Genomic DNA, 20,645 nt, shown 5'->3' on the forward strand with positions numbered 1-20,645 from the left:
GCGGGTCCCGGCGACGACCGTTCGAGGGATCGGGGACGGCCGGCCCGGTCACCCCTCCCGGCGGGCGAAGGGTGGGGCGTGTTCGGGGCGGACGCCTACTCCGATGGCGTAGGCCAGCGGCAGGGACGCCGGGGCGAAGTTCCGCAGCAGGTTCACCGGGAGCGCCGGCGGGCCCTCCCGTTCGCCGCGCAGGATCGGGTCGACCACCCGGCGGTGCATCGTGAGCTGCAACCCCTGGGTCACCATCGTCGGCAGCGACCGCCGCCGCTGCACCGCGAGCAGGTCGCCCACCGACACCCGCCGCTCCCTCAGCGGCTCGGCCAGCCGGGTCCCCGCCGCCACCGCGTCCTGCACCGCGAGGTTGATGCCCACACCTCCCACCGGCGACATCGCGTGCGCCGCGTCGCCGATGCACAACAGCCCCCGCCGGTACCACACCGGAAGCCGGTTCACCTGCACGTTCAGGTGCTTCACGTCGTCCATCGAGCGCAGCTCGCCCACCCGGTCGGCCGCGCCCGGAAGCAGGCGCGCCACGTCGCCGCGGAACGCCTCGATGCCGCGCTCCCGCAACTGCGCGTCGGTGCCCTTGGGCCCCAGGTAGGCGATCTGCATGTACCCCTCGCGCGGGATCACCACGATCATCCGCCCCTTCTCCAGGCGCGGCGTCAGCGCCTCGCCTGCGGGGGAGGCGCCGGGCAGCCGGAACCACCACGCGTCGATGTCCACCGGGAACTCGTGACAGGCGAGCCCCGCCGAGCGGCGCAGCAGCGAGTCCCGGCCGTCGCAGGCCACCACCAGGTCGGCGCGCAGCTCGCCGTCGCCCTCCGGCCCCCTGATGTGCACACCGCGGACCGCGCCGCGCTCCCGGATGATCCCGGTGGCCTCGGTCTTCATGCGCAGCGTGAAGGACGGCTCCTCCGAGGCCGCCTCCGCCAGCAGGTTCAGCAGGTCCCATTGCGGCACCATCGCGATGTAGGGGTGGGGAACCCTCAGCCGGCGGATGTCGCCGACCGTCACCTGCTCGCCGTCCCCGAAGGGCAGCACCACCTGTTCCAGGCGGCTCTGCGGGATCCGGGAGAACCGCTCCCACAGCCCCAGCTCGTCCAACAGGGTGAGGGTGGAGGGGTGGACGGTGTCGCCGCGGAAGTCGCGCAGGAAGTCCCCGTGCTTCTCCAGCACCGTCACGTCCACGCCCGCCCGGGCCAGCAGCAGCGCCAGGAACATCCCCGCCGGCCCACCGCCGATCACCGCGCACGTCGTCGTCTCACGCCTACCGGCCGCATCACCCATGGCGACTCCGATCGTCGGGCCGCGGCCCCTGCCTCACGGGGCCGCCGTCGTTCCCTTCCTCTACCCCGTGGACGCGGCGGGCGCGTCCTCAGCGGCGGATGTAGCCGGTTTCGGTCGCGGCGGCCACGGCGGCCGTGCGCGAGTCCACGCCGAGCTTGGTGTAGACGTGCGCCAGATGGGACTTGACGGTGCCCTCGGTCAGGTGCAGCCGCTCGGCGATCGCGAGGTTCGACAGGCCCTCGGCGACCAGCCCCAGCACCTCGATCTCCCGGCGGGTGAGCGCGTTGCCCGGGGCGCGCAGGCGGGTCATCAGCCGGTCGGCGACCGAGGGCGCCAGGGTGGTGCGCCCGGCGGCGGCCCCGCGCACGGCGGCCGCCAGCTCCTCGGGCGGCGCGTCCTTGAGGAGGTAGCCGGTGGCCCCGGCCTCGATCGCGGGCAGCGTGTCGGCGTCGGAGTCGTAGGTGGTGACGACCAGGACCCGCGGCCCGCCCGCGCGCGCGGTGATGGCGGCCGTCGCCTCGGCCCCGCTCATGCCGCCGCCGAAGCGCAGGTCCATCAGGACGACGTCGATGTCGCCCTCGGCGGCGCGCGCGACGGCCTCCTCGGCGGTTCCGGCCTCGGCGGCGACCTCGATGCCGGGCTCGGTCTCCAGCACCGCGCGCAGTCCGGCGCGCACCACGGGGTGGTCGTCGGCGAGCAGCAGGCGGGCGGGGGAGGGGGCGGTCGGATCCTGGGTCATGTCGGCCTCTTCGCTGGTGCGCCGCCGTCCTCGCGGCGGCCGGGTCCCTGTTCGAGGGCGGTGGGATCGTCGGGTGGGGCGACCGGGACGCGGGCGGTGACGGTCGTCCCCCGGGCGGGTGCGGTGTCGACGGTGAACGACCCGCCCAGCGCGCGCATGCGGGCGCGCATGGCCGCCAGTCCGAACCCGCCGCTCTCGGCGTCGGGCGCGTGCGGCAGGGCGGCGTCGAAACCGGTGCCGTCGTCGGCGACCTCCAGTTCAGCCCCCGGTTCGGCCTCCGCGTCGGGTGCGCCGCCGGTGAAGCGGAGGGTGACGTCGGCATGGGCGGCCTGGGCGTGCCGGACGGTGTTGCCCAGCGCCGACTGCGCGATCCGCAGCAGCTCCACCTCGAGCGCGGTCGGCAGCGGCACGGGCGTGCCCTCCAGGTGGAAGCGCGCGGTGACCGGGTGCCGCTCCGAGGCGGTGTCGCACAGGCGCTCCAGGGCGTCGGGCAGGCTCCGCCCCTCCAGGTCCGGCGGGGTGAGGGCCGCGACGAGGCGCCGCGCCTCGGCGAGGTTGTCGGCGGCCGCCTGGCGCGCGCGGTCCACGTGTGCGGTGGCCGCCTCAGGGCGGTCCGGCAGCGCCCGTCCGGCAGCCGTGAGCAGCAGTTGGATGCTGGAGAACCCTTGGGCGAGCGTGTCGTGGATCTCCCGGGCCAGGCGCTCGCGTTCGGCCAGCACCCCGGCGGTGTGCTGGGCGCGGGCCAGGTCGGCGCGGGTCTCGGTCAGCTCCTCGATGAGCCGCCGCCGCTTCTCGCTCTCGCGGTACAGCGCCTGGTAGCTCCACACCACCGCCACGGCGACGGCCGCGCCGAGCGTGGGCCCGAGGGCCGCGGCGGGGGCCGGACCGCCCTGGTGGGCGGCGAAGGCGGCGATCGCCGCGACGGCCGTGGCCGCCACCGCCGCCAGCCCGCCCCGGCGGGAGAGCAGGTGCAGCTGGACCAGGTAGAGGGGGAAGGCCAGCCACACCGCCTCGGCGGACAGCACCAGCAGCACCAGCCAGAACGCGCCCAGCACCGCGAGCCACACCGCCGACGCGCGGCGCGAGGCGGCGACGCGGGGGATCAGCGGGCCGGCCGCGTACACCGCCCCGGTGGCGGCCGCCGCGGCGGCCACGGCCCAGGCGTCGGGGCGCCCGTCGAGCACGGCCCGGCCCGCGACCAGTGCCAGCAGCCCGGCCACCAGCAGGTGCAGGCACCAGGCGAGCACGCGGAGGGTCGGAGTCAAGCGGTTCACGGTGCCCTCACCCTAGCGCCCCCGAACCCTGTGGCCTGGGACGCCGCCCTGGTCCCGCGGCGTCCGGGCCGTGCGCCGGCCCCCGGTCACCGGCCGCGCGCCTCGTGGACGACCTCGGTGAACAGCTCCGTGAGCGCCGCGATGGCCACCGCCTGCACCGGCTGGGCGCGGCGGACCAGGACGATGTGGCGCTCGACGGGGTCCGTCAGCTCGATCCGGCACAGCCCGCGGGGGCGCAGGAGGTCCTCCATCAGGGAGGTCAGGGGCGTGACACCGAGGCCCTGTGCGGCGAGTTCCAGCGAGGTGCGCGTGTCGGTGACCTCGTGCACCACCCCCGGCTCGAAGCCCGCCAGCCGGCAGGCCGCGTAGATCGCCCGCGCGTACTGGGTCTCCTTCGGCGGCAGGATCCACTGCCAGTCGCGCGCGCATTCGAGCGGCACCTCGCACGGCGAGTGCCGGTCGGCCGCGACGGCCAGCCCGAAGCGCTCCGTGTGGAGGCGGACGATCTCGGTCTGCGGCTCCCGCGGAATCGGCGCGTGGGGGTAGTCGATCCCCAGGGCGAGGTCGACCTCGCCGTCGCGCACGGCGGCCGCCGTCCCGTCGACACCGAACTCCCTGCTGGTGACGGTCAGCTTCGGGTACCGCCCGCGGGCCTTGGCGATCGTGGGGACGAGCAGGGCGGCGGCGGTCGTGGCGAACGTGCCCACGCGGACGGTCCCGGCCACCTCCTGCTTCTCGGTGTCGAGCGCGCGTCGGGCCTCGGCCACCGCCTGGAGCACCAGTTCGGCGTGCTCGGCCATGATCATGCCGCTGCGGGTGAGCTGGACCTTGCGCCCGGCCCGGACCGTGAGCGCGGTGCCGGTCGCCTTCTCCAGGTTGGCCAGCTGCTGCGAGACGGCGCCGGTCGTATAGCCCAGCGACGCGGCGGCCGCCGCCATGGTGCCGCACCGGGCGAGTTCGCGCAGGGCGCGGAGCTGCCCCATCGTCACATCCATCGAGAGAACCTAAACGATCGACCGGAAGAACATTCGATAGACCTACTGCTTCCCTATGCGTACCTTATGGGGCACGGCGGCCGAGTGACCTGGATCACCGGTTCTCACCTGGGAGAACTTCGTGCCTCGTCGCCGGGTCCCGTATGCGATCGATGCTGAAGGGTGACTCATGCAAGCTGAAGCCGCAGGTCGGACCGGGCTCCCCGAGAGCGCGGAGGTCGTCGTGGTCGGCGGGGGGATCATGGGCGCCGCCATCGCCCACCACCTGGCCGAGGCGGGCGTCACCAACGTGGTCGTGCTCGAGCGCGGCCGGGTGGCGTCCGGGTCCTCCGGCAAGCCCATCGGCGGTCTGCGGGCCCAGTTCTCCGACCCGGTCAACATCGCCCTGGGGGCGCGGAGCCTGGAGGCCTACGCCCGGCTCGGCGAGGCCACCGGCGCCGACATCGCGATGGAGCGCGTGGGCTACCTGTTCCTCCTGCGGGACCCCGGGCACATCCCCTCGTTCGAGCGCAACGTCGCGGTGCAGAACGAACTGGGCGTCCCCAGCCGCATGGTCTCGGCCGCCGAGGCCGAGCGCCTGTGCCCCTACGTGCGCGGGGAGGGCGTCCTGGGCGCCGCGTTCTCGCCGGACGACGGGCACGCGCGGCCGGCGGAGGCCGCCTGGGGCTTCCTGAACACCGCCGCCCGGCGCGGGGTGCGCCTGTTCGAGGACACCGCCGTCGTGGACATCACGACCACCGCCACGGGCGACATCCGGCAGGTCGTGACCGACCGGGGGGCCGTGCGCACCGACACGGTGATCGTGGCGGCGGGGGCCTGGTCCAAGGCGGTGGGTGCGATGGCCGGGGCGGAGCTGCCGGTCGAGCCGCTGCGGCGGCAGATCGCGATCACCCGCCCGCTGAGCCCCCGGCCGCCCCGGGTCCCGTTCACCATCGACTTCGCCACGTCGATGTACTTCCACAACCACGACGACGGCCTGATGCTGGGCATGTCCGACCCGGACCAGGAGTACGGGTTCCACACCGACTACTCCGACGAGTGGCTGGCCGGCTTCGAGGACGCGGCCCGCGCCTGCGCCCCCGGCCTGGTCGGCCTGCCCATCGAGCGCGGCTGGGCGGGGCTGTACGAGATGACCCCGGACTGCAACGCGCTGATCGGGGAGAGCCGCTCGGTGGGCCGCCTGCTGTACGCGACGGGGTTCTCCGGGCACGGCTTCCTCCAGGCCCCGGCGGTCGGCGAGGTGGTCCGCGCCCTGTACCTGGGCCAGGAGCCGTTCGTGGACGTGGCGGCGATGTCCGCCGACCGGTTCGACGACAGCCCGCTCCGCCGGGAGTTCAACGTGGTCTGACCTAGACCCGCCCCGCACCGACCACCCGGCCCGAACACAGCACGAGGAGGGGAGCGCATGCCCGCCCTGCAGACATGGCAGCTACGTTCCGAATTCGCACGCAGACTCTCCGTCATGTACGGAGCGGAGGTGCCCGCCTACACCACGCTCGTGGACGTCTCCCACGAGGTCAACCGGGACCTGCTGGCCAAGGACGCCGAACAGGCCCAGCGGCTCGGCGGCATCGACCGCGTCACCGCCGAGCGGCACGGCGCGATCCGCGTGGGCACCCCCGAGGAGCTGCGCCAGGTGGGGCAGGTATTCGCCGCCCTGGGGATGCACCCGGTCGGCTTCTACGACCTGCGGGAGGCGGCCTCCAGCGCGGTCCCGGTGGTCTCCACCGCGTTCCGCCCCATCGACGAGGACGAGCTCGAACGCAACCCCTTCCGCGTGTTCACCTCCGTCCTGACCCCCTCGGACCGCCGCTTCTTCGACGCCGGCCTCCAGCGCCGCCTGGAGGAGTTCCTCTCCCGGCGCAGCCTGTTCCCGCCGGAGCTGATCACCCTCGCCGAACGGGCCGAGAGCGAAGGCGGGCTGGAGCGGGCCGACGCCGAGCGGTTCCTGGAGCTGGCCGTGCGCAGCTTCGAGCTGTCCTCCGAACCGGTGGACCGCGGCTGGTACGAGGAGCTCGAACGCGTCTCCGCCGTCGCCGCCGACATCGGCGGCGTGACGTCCACCCACGTCAACCACCTCACCCCGCGTGTGCTCGACATCGACGAGCTGTACGCGCGGATGGGGCGGCGCGGGATCACGATGATCGACGACATCCAGGGCCCACCCCGCTGGGACGGCCCCGACGTGCTGCTGCGCCAGACCTCCTTCCGGGCCCTGTCCGAGCCCCGCCGGTTCCGCGAGGCGGACGGGTCCGTGGCCGACGGCACGCTGCGGGTCCGCTTCGGCGAGGTCGAGGCCCGGGGCATCGCGCTCACCCCGCGCGGCCGCGCCCTCTACGACCACCTCGTGGAGGAGGTCGACCGGCTCCGCCGCGACACCGGCCGCCCCCGCGCCGACGTGGCCGCCGAGGTCTGGACGCACCGCTTCCCCCGCTCCGAACACGACCTGGCCCGCGACGGCCTGGCCTACTTCACCTTCACCGCGGCCGGCCGCCCCGGGGGCGCGGCGCCGCCCCCCGAGTCCCTGGCCGAGCTGGTCGACCAGGGCTGGGTGCGCGCCGAGCCGATCGTCTACGAGGACTTCCTGCCCCGCTCCGCCGCCGGGATCTTCCAGTCGAACCTGACCGGCGACGGCGCCAAGGACACCACCCAGCAGGCCGCCGTGCTGGACGGGCAGTGGATGTCCGGCGTGCTGGAGCGCACCCTGCACGACCCCTACGACCTGTACGCGCGCCAGCGGGAGCGGTCCCTGGACGCCGTCCGCCGGGAGCTCGGCGCCCCGGGCGCGGGCACCCGGCCCTGAACGCCGCCGCGAACACCGCGAACACCGCACGAACACCGTCCCGACCACCGACGAAGAACCGTCCGAGAAAGGCGACACCCGTGTCCGACACCTCCGAGAACACCCTCCCCGGCACCGCCGAGCTGGCCGAGCGCGCCCGCCGGGCCCTGGCCGCCTGCGGCGCGGCCGGCTACGAGGGCTCCGGCCCGAACGCCCTCTCGGCCCGCTCGCCCATCACCGGCCAGGACCTGTTCACCGTGGCCGGCGGCACCGGGAGCGACGCGCACGAGGCGATCGCCGCGGCCGGGGCCGCCTTCCCCGCCTGGCGCGACACGCCCGCCCCGGTGCGCGGCGCCCTGGTCAAGCGCCTCGGCGAGCTGTTGACCGAGCACAAGCAGGACCTCGCCGACCTGGTGACCATCGAGGCCGGGAAGATCGGCTCGGAGGCCCTGGGCGAGGTGCAGGAGATGATCGACATCTGCGACCTGGCCGTGGGCATGTCGCGCCAGCTGGAGGGGCGCACCCTGGCCTCCGAGCGCCCCGGGCACAAGCTGCTGGAGACCTGGCACCCGCTGGGGGTCGTCGGCGTCATCTCCGCCTTCAACTTCCCGGTGGCCGTGTGGGCGTGGAACACCGCCGTGGCCCTGGTGTGCGGCGACACCGTGGTGTGGAAGCCCTCCGAGCTCACCCCGCTGACCGCCCTGGCCTCCACGGCCCTGCTGGAGCGCGCCATCGCCGACACCGGCGCCCCCGAGGGCGTCCACCGGCTGGTGCTCGGCGGCGCCGACGCGGCGGCGCCCCTGGTGGACAGCCCCGACGTGCCGCTGGTGAGCGCGACCGGCTCCGAGCGGATGGGGCGCGAGATCGCCCCGCGCATCGCCGCCCGCTTCGGTCGCGCCATCCTCGAACTGGGCGGCAACAACGCCGCGATCGTCACCCCCTCGGCCGACCTGGACCTGGCCGCCCGCGGCATCGTCTTCTCCGCCGCGGGCACCGCCGGGCAGCGGTGCACGACCATGCGCCGCCTCATCGTGCACGAGGACGTCGCCGACGAGCTCGTCGCCCGCCTGGCCAAGGTGTACACGGGGCTGAACATCGGCGACCCGTTCTCCGAGGAGACCCTCGTCGGGCCGCTCGTCGGCGAGCGCGCCCACGCGGCCATGCGCACCGCCCTGGAGCGGGCCGTCGCCGACGGGGGAGAGGTGGTCGCGGGCGGAGGACGGCGCCTGGCCGGCGCCGCGCAGGACGCCTACTACGTGGAGCCCGCCATCGTGCGCATGCCCGGGCAGACCGACGTGGTCAAGGAGGAGACGTTCGCGCCGATCCTCTACGTCCTCACCTACCGCGCCTTCGACGAGGCCCTCGCGCTGCACAACGATGTCCCCCAGGGGCTGTCGTCGAGCGTGTTCACCACCGACCAGCGCGAGGCCGACCGGTTCACCGCCTCGGCCGGGTCGGACTGCGGCATCGCCAACGTCAACATCGGCACCTCCGGCGCCGAGATCGGCGGCGCGTTCGGCGGGGAGAAGACCACCGGCGGCGGCCGCGAGTCGGGCTCGGACGCCTGGCGCGGCTACATGCGGCGCGCCACCAACACCGTCAACTACTCCACCGAGCTGCCCCTGGCCCAGGGAGTGAACTTCGGATGAGGCTCAACGAGCTCGACCACGCCGACGAGTGGGGGCCGGAGAAGATCGTCACCGTCTCCGACACGCGCACCGGCATGCGCGGCGTCCTGGTCATCGACAACACCGCCCGGGGCATGGGCAAGGGCGGCACGCGGATGGGCCCGACGCTGACCGTCACCGAGGTGGCGCGCCTGGCCCGGGTGATGACGTGGAAGTGGGCCGCCGTCGACCTGTTCTTCGGCGGCGCCAAGGCCGGCGTCCGGTTCGACCCGGCCTCGGCCGACAAGGAGGCGGTGCTGCGCGCCTTCGCCCGCGCCCTGTCCAGCGAGGTGCCCGAGGAGTACGTGTTCGGCCTCGACATGGGGCTGACCGAGCACGACGCCGCCGTCATCCAGGACGAGCTGGGCGGACGCGGCACGGCGGTCGGCAGCCCGCGCGAGCTGGGCGGTGTGCCCTACGACCAGTGGGGCGTCACCGGCTACGGGGTGGCCGAGGCCGCGGACGAGGCCGTCCGGCGGCGGGGTTCGGACCTGTGCGGCGCGCGCGTCGTGGTGCAGGGGTTCGGTGCCGTGGGGGCCGCGGCGGCCGAGCGGCTGCACGAGCTGGGGGCGCGGGTCGTGGCCGTGTCCACGGCCGAAGGCGCGCTCCACGCGCCCGACGGGCTGGACGTGCCCGCGCTGCTCCGGGCGCGGGCCGAGTGGGGCGACGCCCTGGTCCACCACGTCGGCTGGGCCGGGCTCCTGGCCATCGGGGAGGAGCTCACCCTGCCCGCGGACGTGCTGATCCCCGCGGCGCGGCAGGACGTGGTCGACGTCGCCGCGGCCGCCGACCTGTCGGCTTCGGTCGTCGTCGAGGGCGCCAACCTCGCGCTGACGCCCAAGGCGCAAGCGGTCCTGGCCGAGCGCGGCGTCAGCGTCGTGCCGGACTTCATCGCCAACGCGGGCGGCGTGGTGGCGGCCGCCTACGCGATGGACGCGCGGTCGTCGGTCTTCCCCGTGGAGCCGGGCACGATCCGCGCCGCGGTATCGGAGCGGCTGCGGGCCAACACGCTCCACGTCCTGGACGAGGCCGAGCGCGGAGCGCTCACCTCACACGAGGCGGCGCGACGGCTCGCCGAGCGGCGAGTGCGCACCGCCATGGAGATCAGGGGGCGCGTCCCGTCCCCGTAGGGCGTGTCGCGTGGACCAGGTCCGCCGCGCTGCCGGGCTTGGTCCGCGCAACACGCCCTCGGGGCCCACGCGCCTCCCCCATCCCCCTTTGAAGAACAAAGAGGTTCGCAATGAGCACTGAGAGATTCGGATCGAGGTTCGCCTTCCTGGCGGCGTCCATCGGCATGGCCGTGGGCGCGGGCAACATCTGGCGGTTCCCCCGGGTCGCGGCCGAGTGGGGCGGCGGCACGTTCGTGATCGCCTGCATCCTCATCAACCTGGTGTGGGCGGTTCCGCTGCTCATGGCCGAGTCCTACATGGGCTCCAAGAGCCGCCTGGGCACCATCGGCGCGTTCCGCGAGTTCGTGGGGCGGAGGTTCGCGTGGATGGGGGGCTTCATGACCCTCGTCACGCTGGGCATCGCGTTCTACTACTCGGTCATCTGCGGCTGGGCGCTGCGGTACTTCGTGCACGCGCTCACCGGCGCGTTCGGCGACCCCGCCCTGGATACCCAGGCGACCTGGGACTCCTTCGCCGCCAGCCCGGTGCAGACCATCGGGTTCCACCTCCTGTCGATCGCGCTGGTCGGCGTGATCGTCGCCCGCGGCCTCAAGGGCGGGTTCGAGAGCGTGCTCAAGATCGCGCTGCCCGCGCTGTTCGTCATCATGGCGATCCTGGCCGTCCGCGCGGCCATGCTGCCGGGCGCCGGTGCCGGCATCGCCAACATGTTCGCCATCGACGGGGCCGACTTCCTGGACGTGCGCGTCTGGCTGGAGGCGGCCTCGCAGGTCGCGTTCTCCACCGGTGCGGGCTTCGGCCTGTACCTGACGTACTCCGTCTACTCCCGCAGGAACCGGAACGCGGTCAGCAACGCGCTGACCGTGGCCGGCGGCAACTTCATGGTGTCGCTCTTCGCCGGTGTGGCGGTGCTGGGCACGCTGTTCGCGCTCGGCTCGGCCGCGGCCGCCGACGAGGCCATCGCGGGCGGCAACCAGGGGCTGGCGTTCATCTACTTCGCCCGGCTGTTCCCCGAGATGACGGGCGGAGTGATCTTCTCCGCCCTGTTCTTCCTGGCGCTGTTCATGGCCTCGGTGTCCACGCAGATCGCCTTCACCGAGCTCGCCGCGCGCAACCTGATGGACATGGGCGCGCGCCGTCCGGTCGCGGTCGGGGCCGTGGTGGGGGTCGCGGCGCTGGGCGGGATCCCGTCGGCGCTCAACGTCGACTTCCTCAGCAACCAGGACTTCGTCTGGGGCGTCGGACTGCTGGTCAGCGGCTTGATGATCGCCCTCGCCATGCTGAAGTACGGGCTCGGCAAGGCCCGCGCCGAGCTCCTGGGGAGCTCCCGCTCGGCCGCCGGTGCGTGGTGGTCGGCCGCCATCGCCGTCGCCCCCGTCCTGCTCACGGTGCTCCTGGGCTTCTGGGTCTACCTGTCGGTGTCCGAGTACGCCCCGGACACCTGGTGGAACCCGTTCGACCCGTTCAGCCTGGCGACCATGCTCGCCCAGTGGGCGGTGGCGCTGGCGATCGTGCTGGTGCTCAACGGCTTCCTCTCCCGCAGGACCAAGGCCGGCCCCATGTCGGGGGCGCCCGAGGAATCCGAAGACTCGGAGGAGCCGGAGGAGGGCGCGGAGGCGTCCCGGGCCCGAGCCGAATCCGAGTCCGACCGCTAGGGGGTGTCGCGTGGAGCACGACCTGCCGCGCGAGGGCCGTGCTCCGCGCAATGCCCCCTGGACACCCGATCACCGCCCACCCATGGAGCCGGAGGACACAGATGCCGACCAGCGGTAGCCGGAGCGGCGCCGCCCGCCACAGCCGCGGCGCCGCCGAGTGCGAGCGCGACCTGCGGGCGGAGCTCGGCCCGGACGCCGACGCGATCGTCGACTTCGGTGCGGGCCGCCGCGCCCAGTACTCCGGCGACGCCTCCAACTACCGGGTGGTCCCGGCCGGGGTCGTCACCCCGCGCACGGCCGAGGAGGTCGTCCGCGCGGTCCGGGTGTGCCACCGCCACGGGGTGCGGCTGGTGCCCCGCGGCGGCGGCACCAGCGTCGCGGGCAACGCCATCGGCGAGGGGGTCGTCCTGGACCTGTCCCGGCACATGGACCGGATCCTGGAGCTGGACCCCGAGAAGGGAGTGGCGCGGGTGGAGCCGGGGGTCGTCCTCGACGACCTCCGGGCGGCGGCCGCGCCCCACGGGCTGACCTTCGGCCCCGACCCCTCCACCCACAGCCGCTGCACCATCGGCGGCATGATCGGCAACGACGCCTGCGGCTCCCACTCGGTGGCCTGGGGCCGCACCAGCGACAACGTCGTCGAGCTGGACGTCGTGCTCGCCGACGGGACGCGGATGACCGTCGGGCAGCACACCGCACAGGAGATCGACGCCATCGTGGCCGGCGGCGGCGAGCGCGGCCGGGTCTTCGCCGGGCTCCGCTCCCTGGTGGACCGCCACCTCGCCGACATCCGCCTGGAGCTCGCGCGGTTCCCCCGCCAGGTCTCCGGCTACCCGCTGCACCGCCTCCTGCCCGAGAACCGCTTCGACCTCGCCAAGGCGCTGGTGGGCACCGAGGGCACGTGCGCGGTCGTCGTGGCGGCGACCGTCCGCCTGGTGCGCGTCCCCCCGCACCGCTGCCTCACCGTCGCCGGGTTCCCCGACGCGGTCGCCGCGGCGCGGGCCGCACCGGCCCTCCTCCGGGCCCACCCGCTGGCGGTGGAGGGGATGGACGCCTCCCTCGTCGAGGCGGCGCGCAGGAAGAGCACGCAGAACCTGGACGCCGTCGAACGGCTGCCGCAGGGCAAGAGCTGGCTCTACATCGAGACCGGCGGGGACACCCCCGAGGCCGCCGAGGCCGCCGCCCGCTCCCTGGTGGACCGGTTCGTCGAGGACCCCGCGAACGCGGCCGTCGTGCCCGAGCCGTCGGCGCAGCGGCAGCTGTGGCGGATCAGGGAGGACGGCGCCGGGCTCGCCACCCGCCTGCCCGACGGCGGCGAGGCGTGGCCCGGGTGGGAGGACGCCGCCGTCCCTCCCGAGAACCTGGCCGACTACCTGGAGGGGTTCGAGGAGCTGATGCGCCGCCGCGGCCGCCGCGGCGTCGTCTTCGGGCACTTCGGCGACGGGTGCCTGCACGTGCGCATCGACTTCCCGCTCGCGTCCCCGGGCGGGGAGGAGGAGTTCCGGGGCTTCATGAAGGAGGCCTGCGAGCTCGTCGTCCGCCACGGGGGCTCGTTCTCGGGGGAGCACGGCGACGGCCGGGCCCGCGGGGAGTTCCTTCCGCTGATGTACAGCGCCACGATCATCGAGGCGTTCGCCGAGTTCAAGGCCGTCTTCGACCCGGAGGACCGGCTGAACCCCGGGGTGGTGGTGCGGCCCCGCCCCGTCGACGCCGACCTGCGCGTCCGCCCGCGCCGGGGGCTGGACATCACGCCGGTGTTCTCCTATGAGAACGACGGCGGCGACATGGCGGCGGCGCTGCGCAGGTGCGTCGGCGTCGGCAAGTGCCGGTCGCACCACCCGACGGGGGTGATGTGCCCCAGCTACCAGGTCACGCGCGACGAGAAGGACTCCACCCGGGGGCGGGCGCGCGTGCTCGGCGAGATGCTCTCCGGCGGCGTCATCGAGGACGGGTGGCGGTCGGCCGAGGTGCGGGACGCGCTCGACCTGTGCCTGTCCTGCAAGGGGTGCAGCCACGACTGCCCCACCCAGGTGGACATGGCCACCTACAAGTCCGAGTTCCTCCACCACCACTACCGCCGGCGGCTGCGGCCGGCGTCGCACTACTCGATGGGGTGGCTGCCCCTGTGGGCGCGGCTGGCCCGCCCATTCGCGGGCCTGGTGAACCGGGTGACCGGATCCCCGGCCGCCGGGCTGCTCAAACGGCTCGGCGGGATCGCCCCCGAACGGTCCATCCCCGAGTTCGCCCCCGAGTCCTTCTCGGCCTGGTTCCGCAAGCGCACCCCGGCCCCCGGCGCGGGGGAGCGCGGCACCGTCCTGCTCTGGGCCGACTCGTTCGGCAACGCCTTCAACCCCGGGCCGCTGCGCGCGGCCACGGAGGTCCTGGAGGACATCGGGTTCCGCGTGGTCCTGCCCCCGGGCACCCAGTGCTGCGGGCTCACCTGGGTCACCACGGGGCAGCTCGATGTGGCGCGGGCCGTCCAGCGCCGCACCCTGAAGGCGCTCGCGCCCCTCCTCGACGGGGTGGACGCGGTCGTGGGCGTCGAACCCAGCTGCACGGCCGCGCTGCGCACCGACCTGCCGGACCTTCTTCACGAGCACCCGGCGGCCCAGCGGCTCGCGGGGATGACGAGGACGTTCGCCGAGGCCGTCCACGAGCTCGCCCCGGACTGGTCTCCCCCGGAGCTCCCCGTGCGGACCCTGCGCCAGACGCACTGCCACCAGCACGCGGTGATGGGGGACACGGCCGACGCCCGGCTCCTGGCCCGCATGGGCGTGGACGACACCAGGCTCGACTCCGGCTGCTGCGGCCTCGCCGGGAACTTCGGGTTCGAGAAGGGGCACTACGAGGTGTCCGCCGCGGCGGGGGAGCGCATGCTCCTGCCCGCCGTTCGCGCGGCCGAGGAGGGCGTGCGCGTGCTGGCCGACGGGTTCAGCTGCCACACCCAGATCCGGCAGGGGGCGCAGAGGCACGCCCTGCACCTGGCCGAACTGGTCCGCGAGGCGCAGAGGGGGACGACGGAGGCGATGGAGGCGACGGAACCGTCGTGATCCCGGTGCGGCCGGGGGCGCGCCCCCGGCCGCCTGACCGCCCAGCGGCCCCGCCGGTGTCCGACGCACTGGCGGGGCCGCACCGTCATCTGCCGAAAGTTGGAGAAGGGCCTCTTTCCTCCGGGCGGACAAGAGCCCACTCGTTCCTGATGCCCCGCCGGGGGCGTGTGACGACAGTGGAGGGGTTGTCACATGTCATCGGGAAGGGACGACCGCAGATGTTCGTCGCCTGGAGGGACCTGGGGTTCGCCAAGGGGCGCTTCGCGCTGATCGGGGCGGTGATCGTGCTGATCACGCTGCTGGTGGGGATGCTGTCCGGGCTCACGGCGGGCCTGGCCCGGGAGAACGTCTCGGCGGTGACCGGGCTGCCCGCCGACCTGATCGCCTTCGACCGGGCCGAGGGGGACGGCGGCCCGTCGTTCTCGGACTCGGCCGTCACCGAGGGCCAGTGGCGGGAGTGGGCGCGGGCCCCCGGGGTGCAGAGCGCCGAGCCGCTGGGCATCACCACGACCAAGGCCGAGACCGGGGACGGGGCGAGCGCCGCCGTGTCGGTGTTCGGGGTGCGCCCGGGAGGGGGCCTGGGGCCGGTGCCGGGCGGCTCCGGCGACGACTCCGCCGTGCTGTCCGAGGGCGCCGCCGAGGACCTCGGGGCGGGCGAGGGCGACACCGTCACGGTGGCGGGCCGGGAGCTGGCCGTCGTCGGGGTCGGCGGGGACGCCTCCTTCAGCCACACCCCCGTGGTCTGGACGAGCCTCGGTGCCTGGCAGGGCATCGCCCCGCCGAGTGGGCCCGGAGTCCCGTCCGACGGCACAAGCGGCACCAACGGCACCGGCGGCGGTGGGGACGGCGGCGGGACCGCGACCGTGATCGCCGTGACGACCGATGGGAGCACCGACGGAGGCACCGGCACCGACGCCGCCCTCGCGGACACCGACGAGAAGGCCGGGACGACCACCGTCGCCAAGGCCGACTCCCTGGCGGCCATCGGCTCCTACACCTCCGAGAACGGCTCCCTGCAGCTCATGCGCGGGTTCCTGTTCGCCATATCGGCCCTGGTCATCGGCGCGTTCTTCACCGTGTGGACCATCCAGCGCGGCCCCGACGTCGCCGTCCTCAAGGCGCTCGGCGCCTCCACCGGGGCGCTGCTGCGCGACGCCCTGGGGCAGGCGCTGGTGCTGCTGGTCGGCGGGACGGCCGCCGGGACCGCGGCAGCGGCGGCGCTGGGCGCGGCGGTGTCCGGATCCGACGTGCCGTTCGTGCTGACACCGGGCACCGTGCTCGCCCCGGCGGCCGTGATGGTCGCCCTGGGGGCGCTGGGCGCCGCCCTGTCCGTCCGCCGCATCACCTCCGTCGACCCGCTGACCGCCCTGGGGAGCGCACGATGAGCCTGGAACTGAACGAGGTCACCCTGACCTACCCCGACGGCGACGGGCGGCTGACCGCCCTGGACCGAGTGTCGCTGGACGTGCCCGGCGGCACCCTGGCCGCGGTCGTGGGCCCCTCGGGGTCGGGCAAGTCCAGCCTGCTGGCCGTGGCGGCCACGCTGATCCGGCCGGACTCGGGCACCGTGGCCGTGGACGGGGTCCGTGTGGAGGGGGCGGCCCCGGCGAGGCTGGCCGAGCTGCGCAGGCGCCGCATCGGCATCGTCTTCCAGCAGCCCAACCTGCTCGCGTCGCTGACGGCCGCCGAGCAACTGCAGGTGATGGCGCAGATCGACGGCCGCCCGCCGCGCAAGGCGCGCCCGCGCGCGCTGGAGCTGCTGGAGGCGGTCGGCCTGGCGGACCTGGCGGACCGGCGTCCGCACCGGCTCTCGGGAGGCCAGCGCCAGCGGGTGAACATAGCGCGCGCGTTGATGAACGACCCGGCCGTGCTCCTGGTGGACGAGCCCACCAGCGCCTTGGACCACGAGCGGGGTGCGGCGGTGATCGACCTGATCGCGCGCCTGACCCGTGAGCAGGGGACCGCCACGGTGCTCGTCACGCACGACCGGGGCCACCTGGACGCGGCCGACCAGGTGGCCGAGGTCCTCGACGGCCGCCTCACGGCCCCGGCCACGACCGGTTGAGCGGGGAGCGCGGGGGCGCCGGACCACCCCGAGCACGGATCTGAGAAGGCCCGCGAACAGGCAGGCGTGCTCATCGTTGATCTCGGGAGAAACGACGCTTCCGGGCCGGTTTTAGGGGCGCATTTCCCGAGATCAACGACGCAGGGGCGGCGGTCGGCGGCGGAGTCGGTGAGATCGGCCCCGGCGGTCCGCCCGCCTATCCGGCGCCGGCTCTGAGCGGCCTGGGCGGCCTGGGCGGCCTCGGGCCAGAGTCAGGACGGCGAGGCGCGGACGACGCTGGTCCGGGCGCTGGAGCGCTGGTTCGGCCCGGCGGCCTGACCCGAGGACGTCCGCCGGGGCGGCGAGAACCCCCGGGTACCACCGGCCACCGGCCCCCGAAGGCCTCCCGGCACCGGGCACGGCGGCGGGTGCGGGGGAGCGCTCGCCGGGGCCGGCTGTCAGAAGGCGGCGTCTGAGGCCGTGCCCACCGCGCCGGTGGACACGGTGGACAGGGACCGGCCCCCGCGGGAGTGGCCCGTCCCGCTGGTTCGAGGGGGCCGAGTGCGGTCCGGGGCCGTCCCGGGCCGCGGTCGGCCCCTGCCGTCACCGTGCGGCGGTGCCGCTTTCGGTGCCCTCCGAGTCCGCGATGGCCTCCGGGGCGCCGAGGGCGTAGGCCTTGGGGCCGCCGGGGGCGTGGGCGACTCCGGCGACGATCCTCTCGAACATCGCCGTGGGGGCGCGACGGGGGATCAGCCGGGCCAGGCGCATCATGGTGTCGGTCTGGAGCAGCGTCCGCGGGCCCGAGGTGGCGATGCTGCCGGTCGCCCCGTCACCGGCCTTGACCGCCTGCTTGTTCCTGGCGCGCTCGTAGGCGGCGAGCGCCGCCCCCAGGTCGGGTTCGCCGCTGGGCCCCGCCGCCCCCGTCGCGTCGGCGAGCGCGTTCGCCAGGGCCGCGACGTCCTCCATCGCCTGGCTCACCCCCTGGGCCAGGATCGGCGGCATGGCGTGGGCGGCGTCGCCGATGAGCACGCACCGGCCCTTCCACCAGTGCAGCGGCGGGTAGTGGCGGCGGTGCGGGAACAGGGCCAGGTCGTCCTCGGTGAGGGCGTCCAGCAGGCCGCGCACCTCGGGCGCCCACCGGGCGTAGCTCCGGCGCAGCAGCGGAAGCGCGCGGGCCGGGTCGTCGTGGCCCTCCCCGGCGGGCTGGTCGAGGTCGATGAGCCACAGCACGCGGCCGTCGGCCACGGGGGTCATGCCGATGCTGCCCTCGCGCCCCATGTACATGGTGAACCGGTCGTCGAGGTGGAAGGGGGCGGGGATGAGGCCCTGCCAGGTGGCCGCGCCGGTGGGGCGGGCGCGCGCCTTCGCCTCGGACCCGGCCACGTGGGCGCGCACCGCCGAGTTCACCCCGTCGGCGCCGATGAGCAGGTCGCCGGTGAACTCCCGGCCGTCCTCGGTGGCCACCCGGACCTCGCCGTCGCCGTCGGTGACGCGCACGGCGCGGGCGCCGAAGCGGATGCGGTCCTCGGGGACGCCGTCGGCCAGGCGGGTCACCAGGTCGCGGCGGGTGATGGCGATGGTGGGCGCCCCGTAGGCGGCCTCAAGGCCGCCGGTGGAGACCGTCATCGCCGGCCTCCCGGAGGAGCTGCGCACGGCGACGCCGGTCAGGGGGTGCTCCGCCCCTGCCGTATCGGTGCCCAGTCCGCGCAGGATCGCGGTGCCGTTGGGCCACAGGACGACCGCGTACCCGCCGTCGCGCAGCCCGGGGGAGCGCTCCAGGACGGTGACGTCGTGCCCGGCGGCGAGCAGCGCCCGCGCGGCGGCCAGCCCGGAGATCCCGGCGCCGGTGATGAGTACGCGCATGACCACACCCTCTACGTCGAGTAGTACGACATTCAGTAGTACTAGATGGCGTCGGGGTCCTGTAGGGGGCAGCCCTCTGCTGGCCGAATGCGGCCAGGACAGGCCGTTCGCACGTATCCGGCGGCGCAGTCCGGGACGGCTCCTGGGACACCGAAGATCCTGTATCAAGGCGGCCATGGAAGTACCGTGAGGAGCATGGCTCAGATGCCGGACGCCTCCATCGATCACGAGGCCGGTGCGGCCTACGTGGCTCTGAGGGAGGCAGCCGTGGCGCACACCCGCGACCACGGCGGGTTCATCGCCGACTACGACGAAGACGGGCGGGTCGTCGGCCTTGAAGTGCTGACGTTGGAACGACTCCCAGACCTGGACGCGGTCCTGGCGCTGTTCCCTGAAGAGGAGGATCGGATCCGTGAGGGGATGAGGGAGCTCGCTGAACAGGTGTAGGGGAGTGTCGCGCCAAGCCGGGAGTCCGGCGCGGAGCCATCTGTGCCCGATCGGTCACACGGCGCCGCGGCCTCCCACCGCACCGGCAGGCCTCCAGCGGGCGAACCATTCGGCGGCGCTCGCCAAGGCGGCCGGGAGCGGGGGGATCTCCGGGTGCCAGGCCCTCTCCCATTCCAGGGACACCCACCCCGACCACCCCCGCAGCACGCTCGCGCACCACTCGATCGGGACCGCGCCCTCGCCCGGCGGCACCGGGGTCCACCCGCCTCCGGCCGCCGCCACCGCGTCCTTCACCTGGAAGTAGCCCAGCCGGTCGCGCAGGACCAGCCGTGTCCGCGACGGCGCCTCGCCCATGCGCCACGGGTGCAGCGCGTCCCACAGCACGGCCACCGGCTCTGCGGGGTCGAACGGCTGCACCAGCCGCAGCGCCGCCTCGCCGGTCGGGTGGGAGTCGTGCGTCTCCACCAGCAGGCGCACGCCGTGGTCGCGCAGGTCGGGCAGGACGGCGCCGATGCGCTCGTGCGCCGCGCCCTCTCCACCGCGCCCGTCGTGCTCCTGGCCGCCGCCATCACCTCCGCCCTTGGCGCCGCCCGGGAAGACCCGCACCGACGGCGCCCCCAGACGCGCCGCCAGCCGGACCAGCGCGCGCAGCTCCTCCACCACCGGGCCGTCCGGGCCGGGCGCGCACACCCGCGCGTATCCGGCCAGGCAGGCGACCTCCAGCCCCGCGTCCCCGATGCGGGCCCGCACCTCGCGCTCCCGCCACGGGGGCATACCGGGGCGCACCTCCTCGTCCGGGTGGGCCCGCAGCTCGATGCCGTGGCAGCCGTGGGCCTGGGCGGTGCGGACTGTGTCGGCGACCCCCGCCCCGGGCATGCCCAGCGTGCTGAACGCGAACTTCCAGGTCACCGCGCCTCCTTGTGCTCGATGCGCACCGGCGCGAACGCGATCCGGGTACGCGCCCCGTCGGCCCACTCGGCCACCAGCGCGCCGCCGTCCTCGGTGACGGAGGCGACGGCCGCCTCGGCCGCCTCAGCGGCCTCGGCCTGCGCCCCGCCCGCCTCTCGGCCGCCGTCCTGCGGCGCCGCCGCCCCGTCCAGCAGGGCCAGCGCCGCGAACAGGGACGTGCCCGACGCCGTCCCGGTGAGGCGGGGCAGCCGCGCCGAGGGCGTGAAGGCCGTCCCCGAAGGCGCCGACACGCGGTCCCTCCCGGTCCACCCGTACAGGGGCACCAGCACCGATTCCACCGGCCCGCCGGGGCCGACCGCCCATCCGGTCGCCTCGGCCCCCAGCCCCTCCGGCGCCCCCACCACCCGGTGCACCCGCAGTTCATAGCGGCCCCGGACTACGGTGGCGCTCTCCACACGCAGCGCCGGCAGGGCCGGGACGCCGCCCTCGAACACGGGCCGGTGCCAGGAGACCGCCCACCCCCACCCCTCGCCGTGCCCCGCCCCCAGCGGCCGGACGCGGCGGCGCGCGCCCGGCCTGCCCCGCCACACCAGGGTGAAGCGGTTGTCCGCGGGATCCGCGCCCGAGGTGGGCCCGGTGCGGGTGGAGTAGGCGAGCCGGTCGTAGTGCGGGTCCTCGGGCGCCTTCTCCTCCTCGAAGGGGCGCAGGTGGGAGCTGCCGTGGTTGTGCACGCGCACGATCCCGTCGGCGCCGGTCGCCTGCACCAGCAGGCCGGGCGCCGGGAGGGCAAGCGCCCGGTCGCC

At 74.8% G+C, this 20,645-nt stretch carries 15 protein-coding genes; 9 read left to right on the top strand and 6 right to left on the bottom strand.

Features of this window, described 5'->3' with window-relative positions; genetic code table 11:
• Window positions 1-48 precede the first annotated feature (48 nt).
• The 4 genes from O4J56_RS24830 to O4J56_RS24845 form a co-directional block, all read right to left on the bottom strand.
• A complete protein-coding gene (locus tag O4J56_RS24830; RefSeq protein ID WP_270689101.1) occupies window positions 49-1,290 on the bottom strand; it encodes an FAD-dependent oxidoreductase in 1,242 nt (413 codons plus the stop codon).
• Between the two features lie 88 nt (window positions 1,291-1,378).
• Window positions 1,379-2,029: a response regulator gene (locus tag O4J56_RS24835; RefSeq protein ID WP_270689103.1), complete on the bottom strand. Its 651-nt coding sequence runs from the start codon at window positions 2,027-2,029 to the stop codon at window positions 1,379-1,381.
• Window positions 2,026-3,294: a sensor histidine kinase gene (locus tag O4J56_RS24840; protein WP_270689104.1), complete on the bottom strand. Its 1,269-nt coding sequence runs from the start codon at window positions 3,292-3,294 to the stop codon at window positions 2,026-2,028. The genes O4J56_RS24835 and O4J56_RS24840 overlap by 4 nt, the downstream gene beginning before the upstream one ends.
• Before the next feature lie 95 nt (window positions 3,295-3,389).
• Window positions 3,390-4,298 (bottom strand): LysR family transcriptional regulator, encoded by a 909-nt coding sequence (locus tag O4J56_RS24845; protein WP_270689105.1) that lies wholly within the window; start codon window positions 4,296-4,298, stop codon window positions 3,390-3,392.
• Between the two features lie 169 nt (window positions 4,299-4,467).
• Here O4J56_RS24845 and O4J56_RS24850 point away from each other — a divergent pair, with 169 nt between their 5' ends.
• From O4J56_RS24850 to O4J56_RS24885, 8 genes are all read left to right on the top strand, one after another.
• Window positions 4,468-5,646, top strand: coding sequence for an NAD(P)/FAD-dependent oxidoreductase (locus O4J56_RS24850; RefSeq protein WP_270689106.1), 1,179 nt, complete (start codon window positions 4,468-4,470; stop codon window positions 5,644-5,646).
• Between the two features lie 57 nt (window positions 5,647-5,703).
• A complete protein-coding gene (hglS, locus tag O4J56_RS24855) occupies window positions 5,704-7,101 on the top strand; it encodes a 2-oxoadipate dioxygenase/decarboxylase (protein WP_270689107.1) in 1,398 nt (465 codons plus the stop codon).
• Window positions 7,102-7,181: 80 nt separating this feature from the next.
• Window positions 7,182-8,729 carry an L-piperidine-6-carboxylate dehydrogenase gene (amaB, locus tag O4J56_RS24860; RefSeq protein ID WP_270689108.1) on the top strand — a complete coding sequence of 516 codons (1,548 nt, stop codon included), beginning with the start codon at window positions 7,182-7,184 and terminating at the stop codon, window positions 8,727-8,729.
• Window positions 8,726-9,877: a Glu/Leu/Phe/Val family dehydrogenase gene (locus tag O4J56_RS24865; protein ID WP_270689109.1), complete on the top strand. Its 1,152-nt coding sequence runs from the start codon at window positions 8,726-8,728 to the stop codon at window positions 9,875-9,877. Before amaB ends, O4J56_RS24865 begins: the two co-directional genes overlap by 4 nt.
• Window positions 9,878-9,987: 110 nt before the next feature.
• Window positions 9,988-11,529, top strand: a complete 1,542-nt coding sequence (locus tag O4J56_RS24870; protein ID WP_270689110.1) for a sodium-dependent transporter — start codon at window positions 9,988-9,990, stop codon at window positions 11,527-11,529.
• 101 nt (window positions 11,530-11,630) lie between these two features.
• Complete coding sequence (locus O4J56_RS24875) at window positions 11,631-14,579, top strand: FAD-binding and (Fe-S)-binding domain-containing protein (RefSeq protein WP_270689111.1); 2,949 nt, start codon at window positions 11,631-11,633, stop codon at window positions 14,577-14,579.
• Between the two features lie 218 nt (window positions 14,580-14,797).
• The gene (locus O4J56_RS24880; RefSeq protein WP_270689112.1) at window positions 14,798-15,964 is read left to right on the top strand and encodes an ABC transporter permease; all 1,167 of its coding nucleotides are present in this window, start codon (window positions 14,798-14,800) and stop codon (window positions 15,962-15,964) included.
• Entirely contained in the window at window positions 15,961-16,644 is a 684-nt protein-coding gene (locus O4J56_RS24885; protein WP_270689113.1) for an ABC transporter ATP-binding protein, read from the top strand. The genes O4J56_RS24880 and O4J56_RS24885 overlap by 4 nt, the downstream gene beginning before the upstream one ends.
• A 582-nt stretch (window positions 16,645-17,226) precedes the next feature.
• On the opposite strand, the gene O4J56_RS24890 is transcribed toward O4J56_RS24885, so the two are convergent.
• Window positions 17,227-18,486 (bottom strand): FAD-dependent oxidoreductase, encoded by a 1,260-nt coding sequence (locus O4J56_RS24890; RefSeq protein ID WP_270689114.1) that lies wholly within the window; start codon window positions 18,484-18,486, stop codon window positions 17,227-17,229.
• A 195-nt stretch (window positions 18,487-18,681) separates the two neighbouring features.
• Between O4J56_RS24890 and O4J56_RS24895 the strand changes: the two genes are divergently transcribed.
• A complete protein-coding gene (locus tag O4J56_RS24895; protein WP_270689115.1) occupies window positions 18,682-18,933 on the top strand; it encodes a DUF2283 domain-containing protein in 252 nt (83 codons plus the stop codon).
• A 54-nt stretch (window positions 18,934-18,987) separates the two neighbouring features.
• On the opposite strand, the gene O4J56_RS24900 is transcribed toward O4J56_RS24895, so the two are convergent.
• Window positions 18,988-19,842, bottom strand: coding sequence for a sugar phosphate isomerase/epimerase family protein (locus tag O4J56_RS24900; RefSeq protein WP_270689116.1), 855 nt, complete (start codon window positions 19,840-19,842; stop codon window positions 18,988-18,990).
• Window positions 19,843-20,645: the final 803 nt, after the last annotated feature.

This window comes from Nocardiopsis endophytica (assembly GCF_027706725.1).
GTDB lineage: Bacteria > Actinomycetota > Actinomycetes > Streptosporangiales > Streptosporangiaceae > Nocardiopsis_A > Nocardiopsis_A endophytica.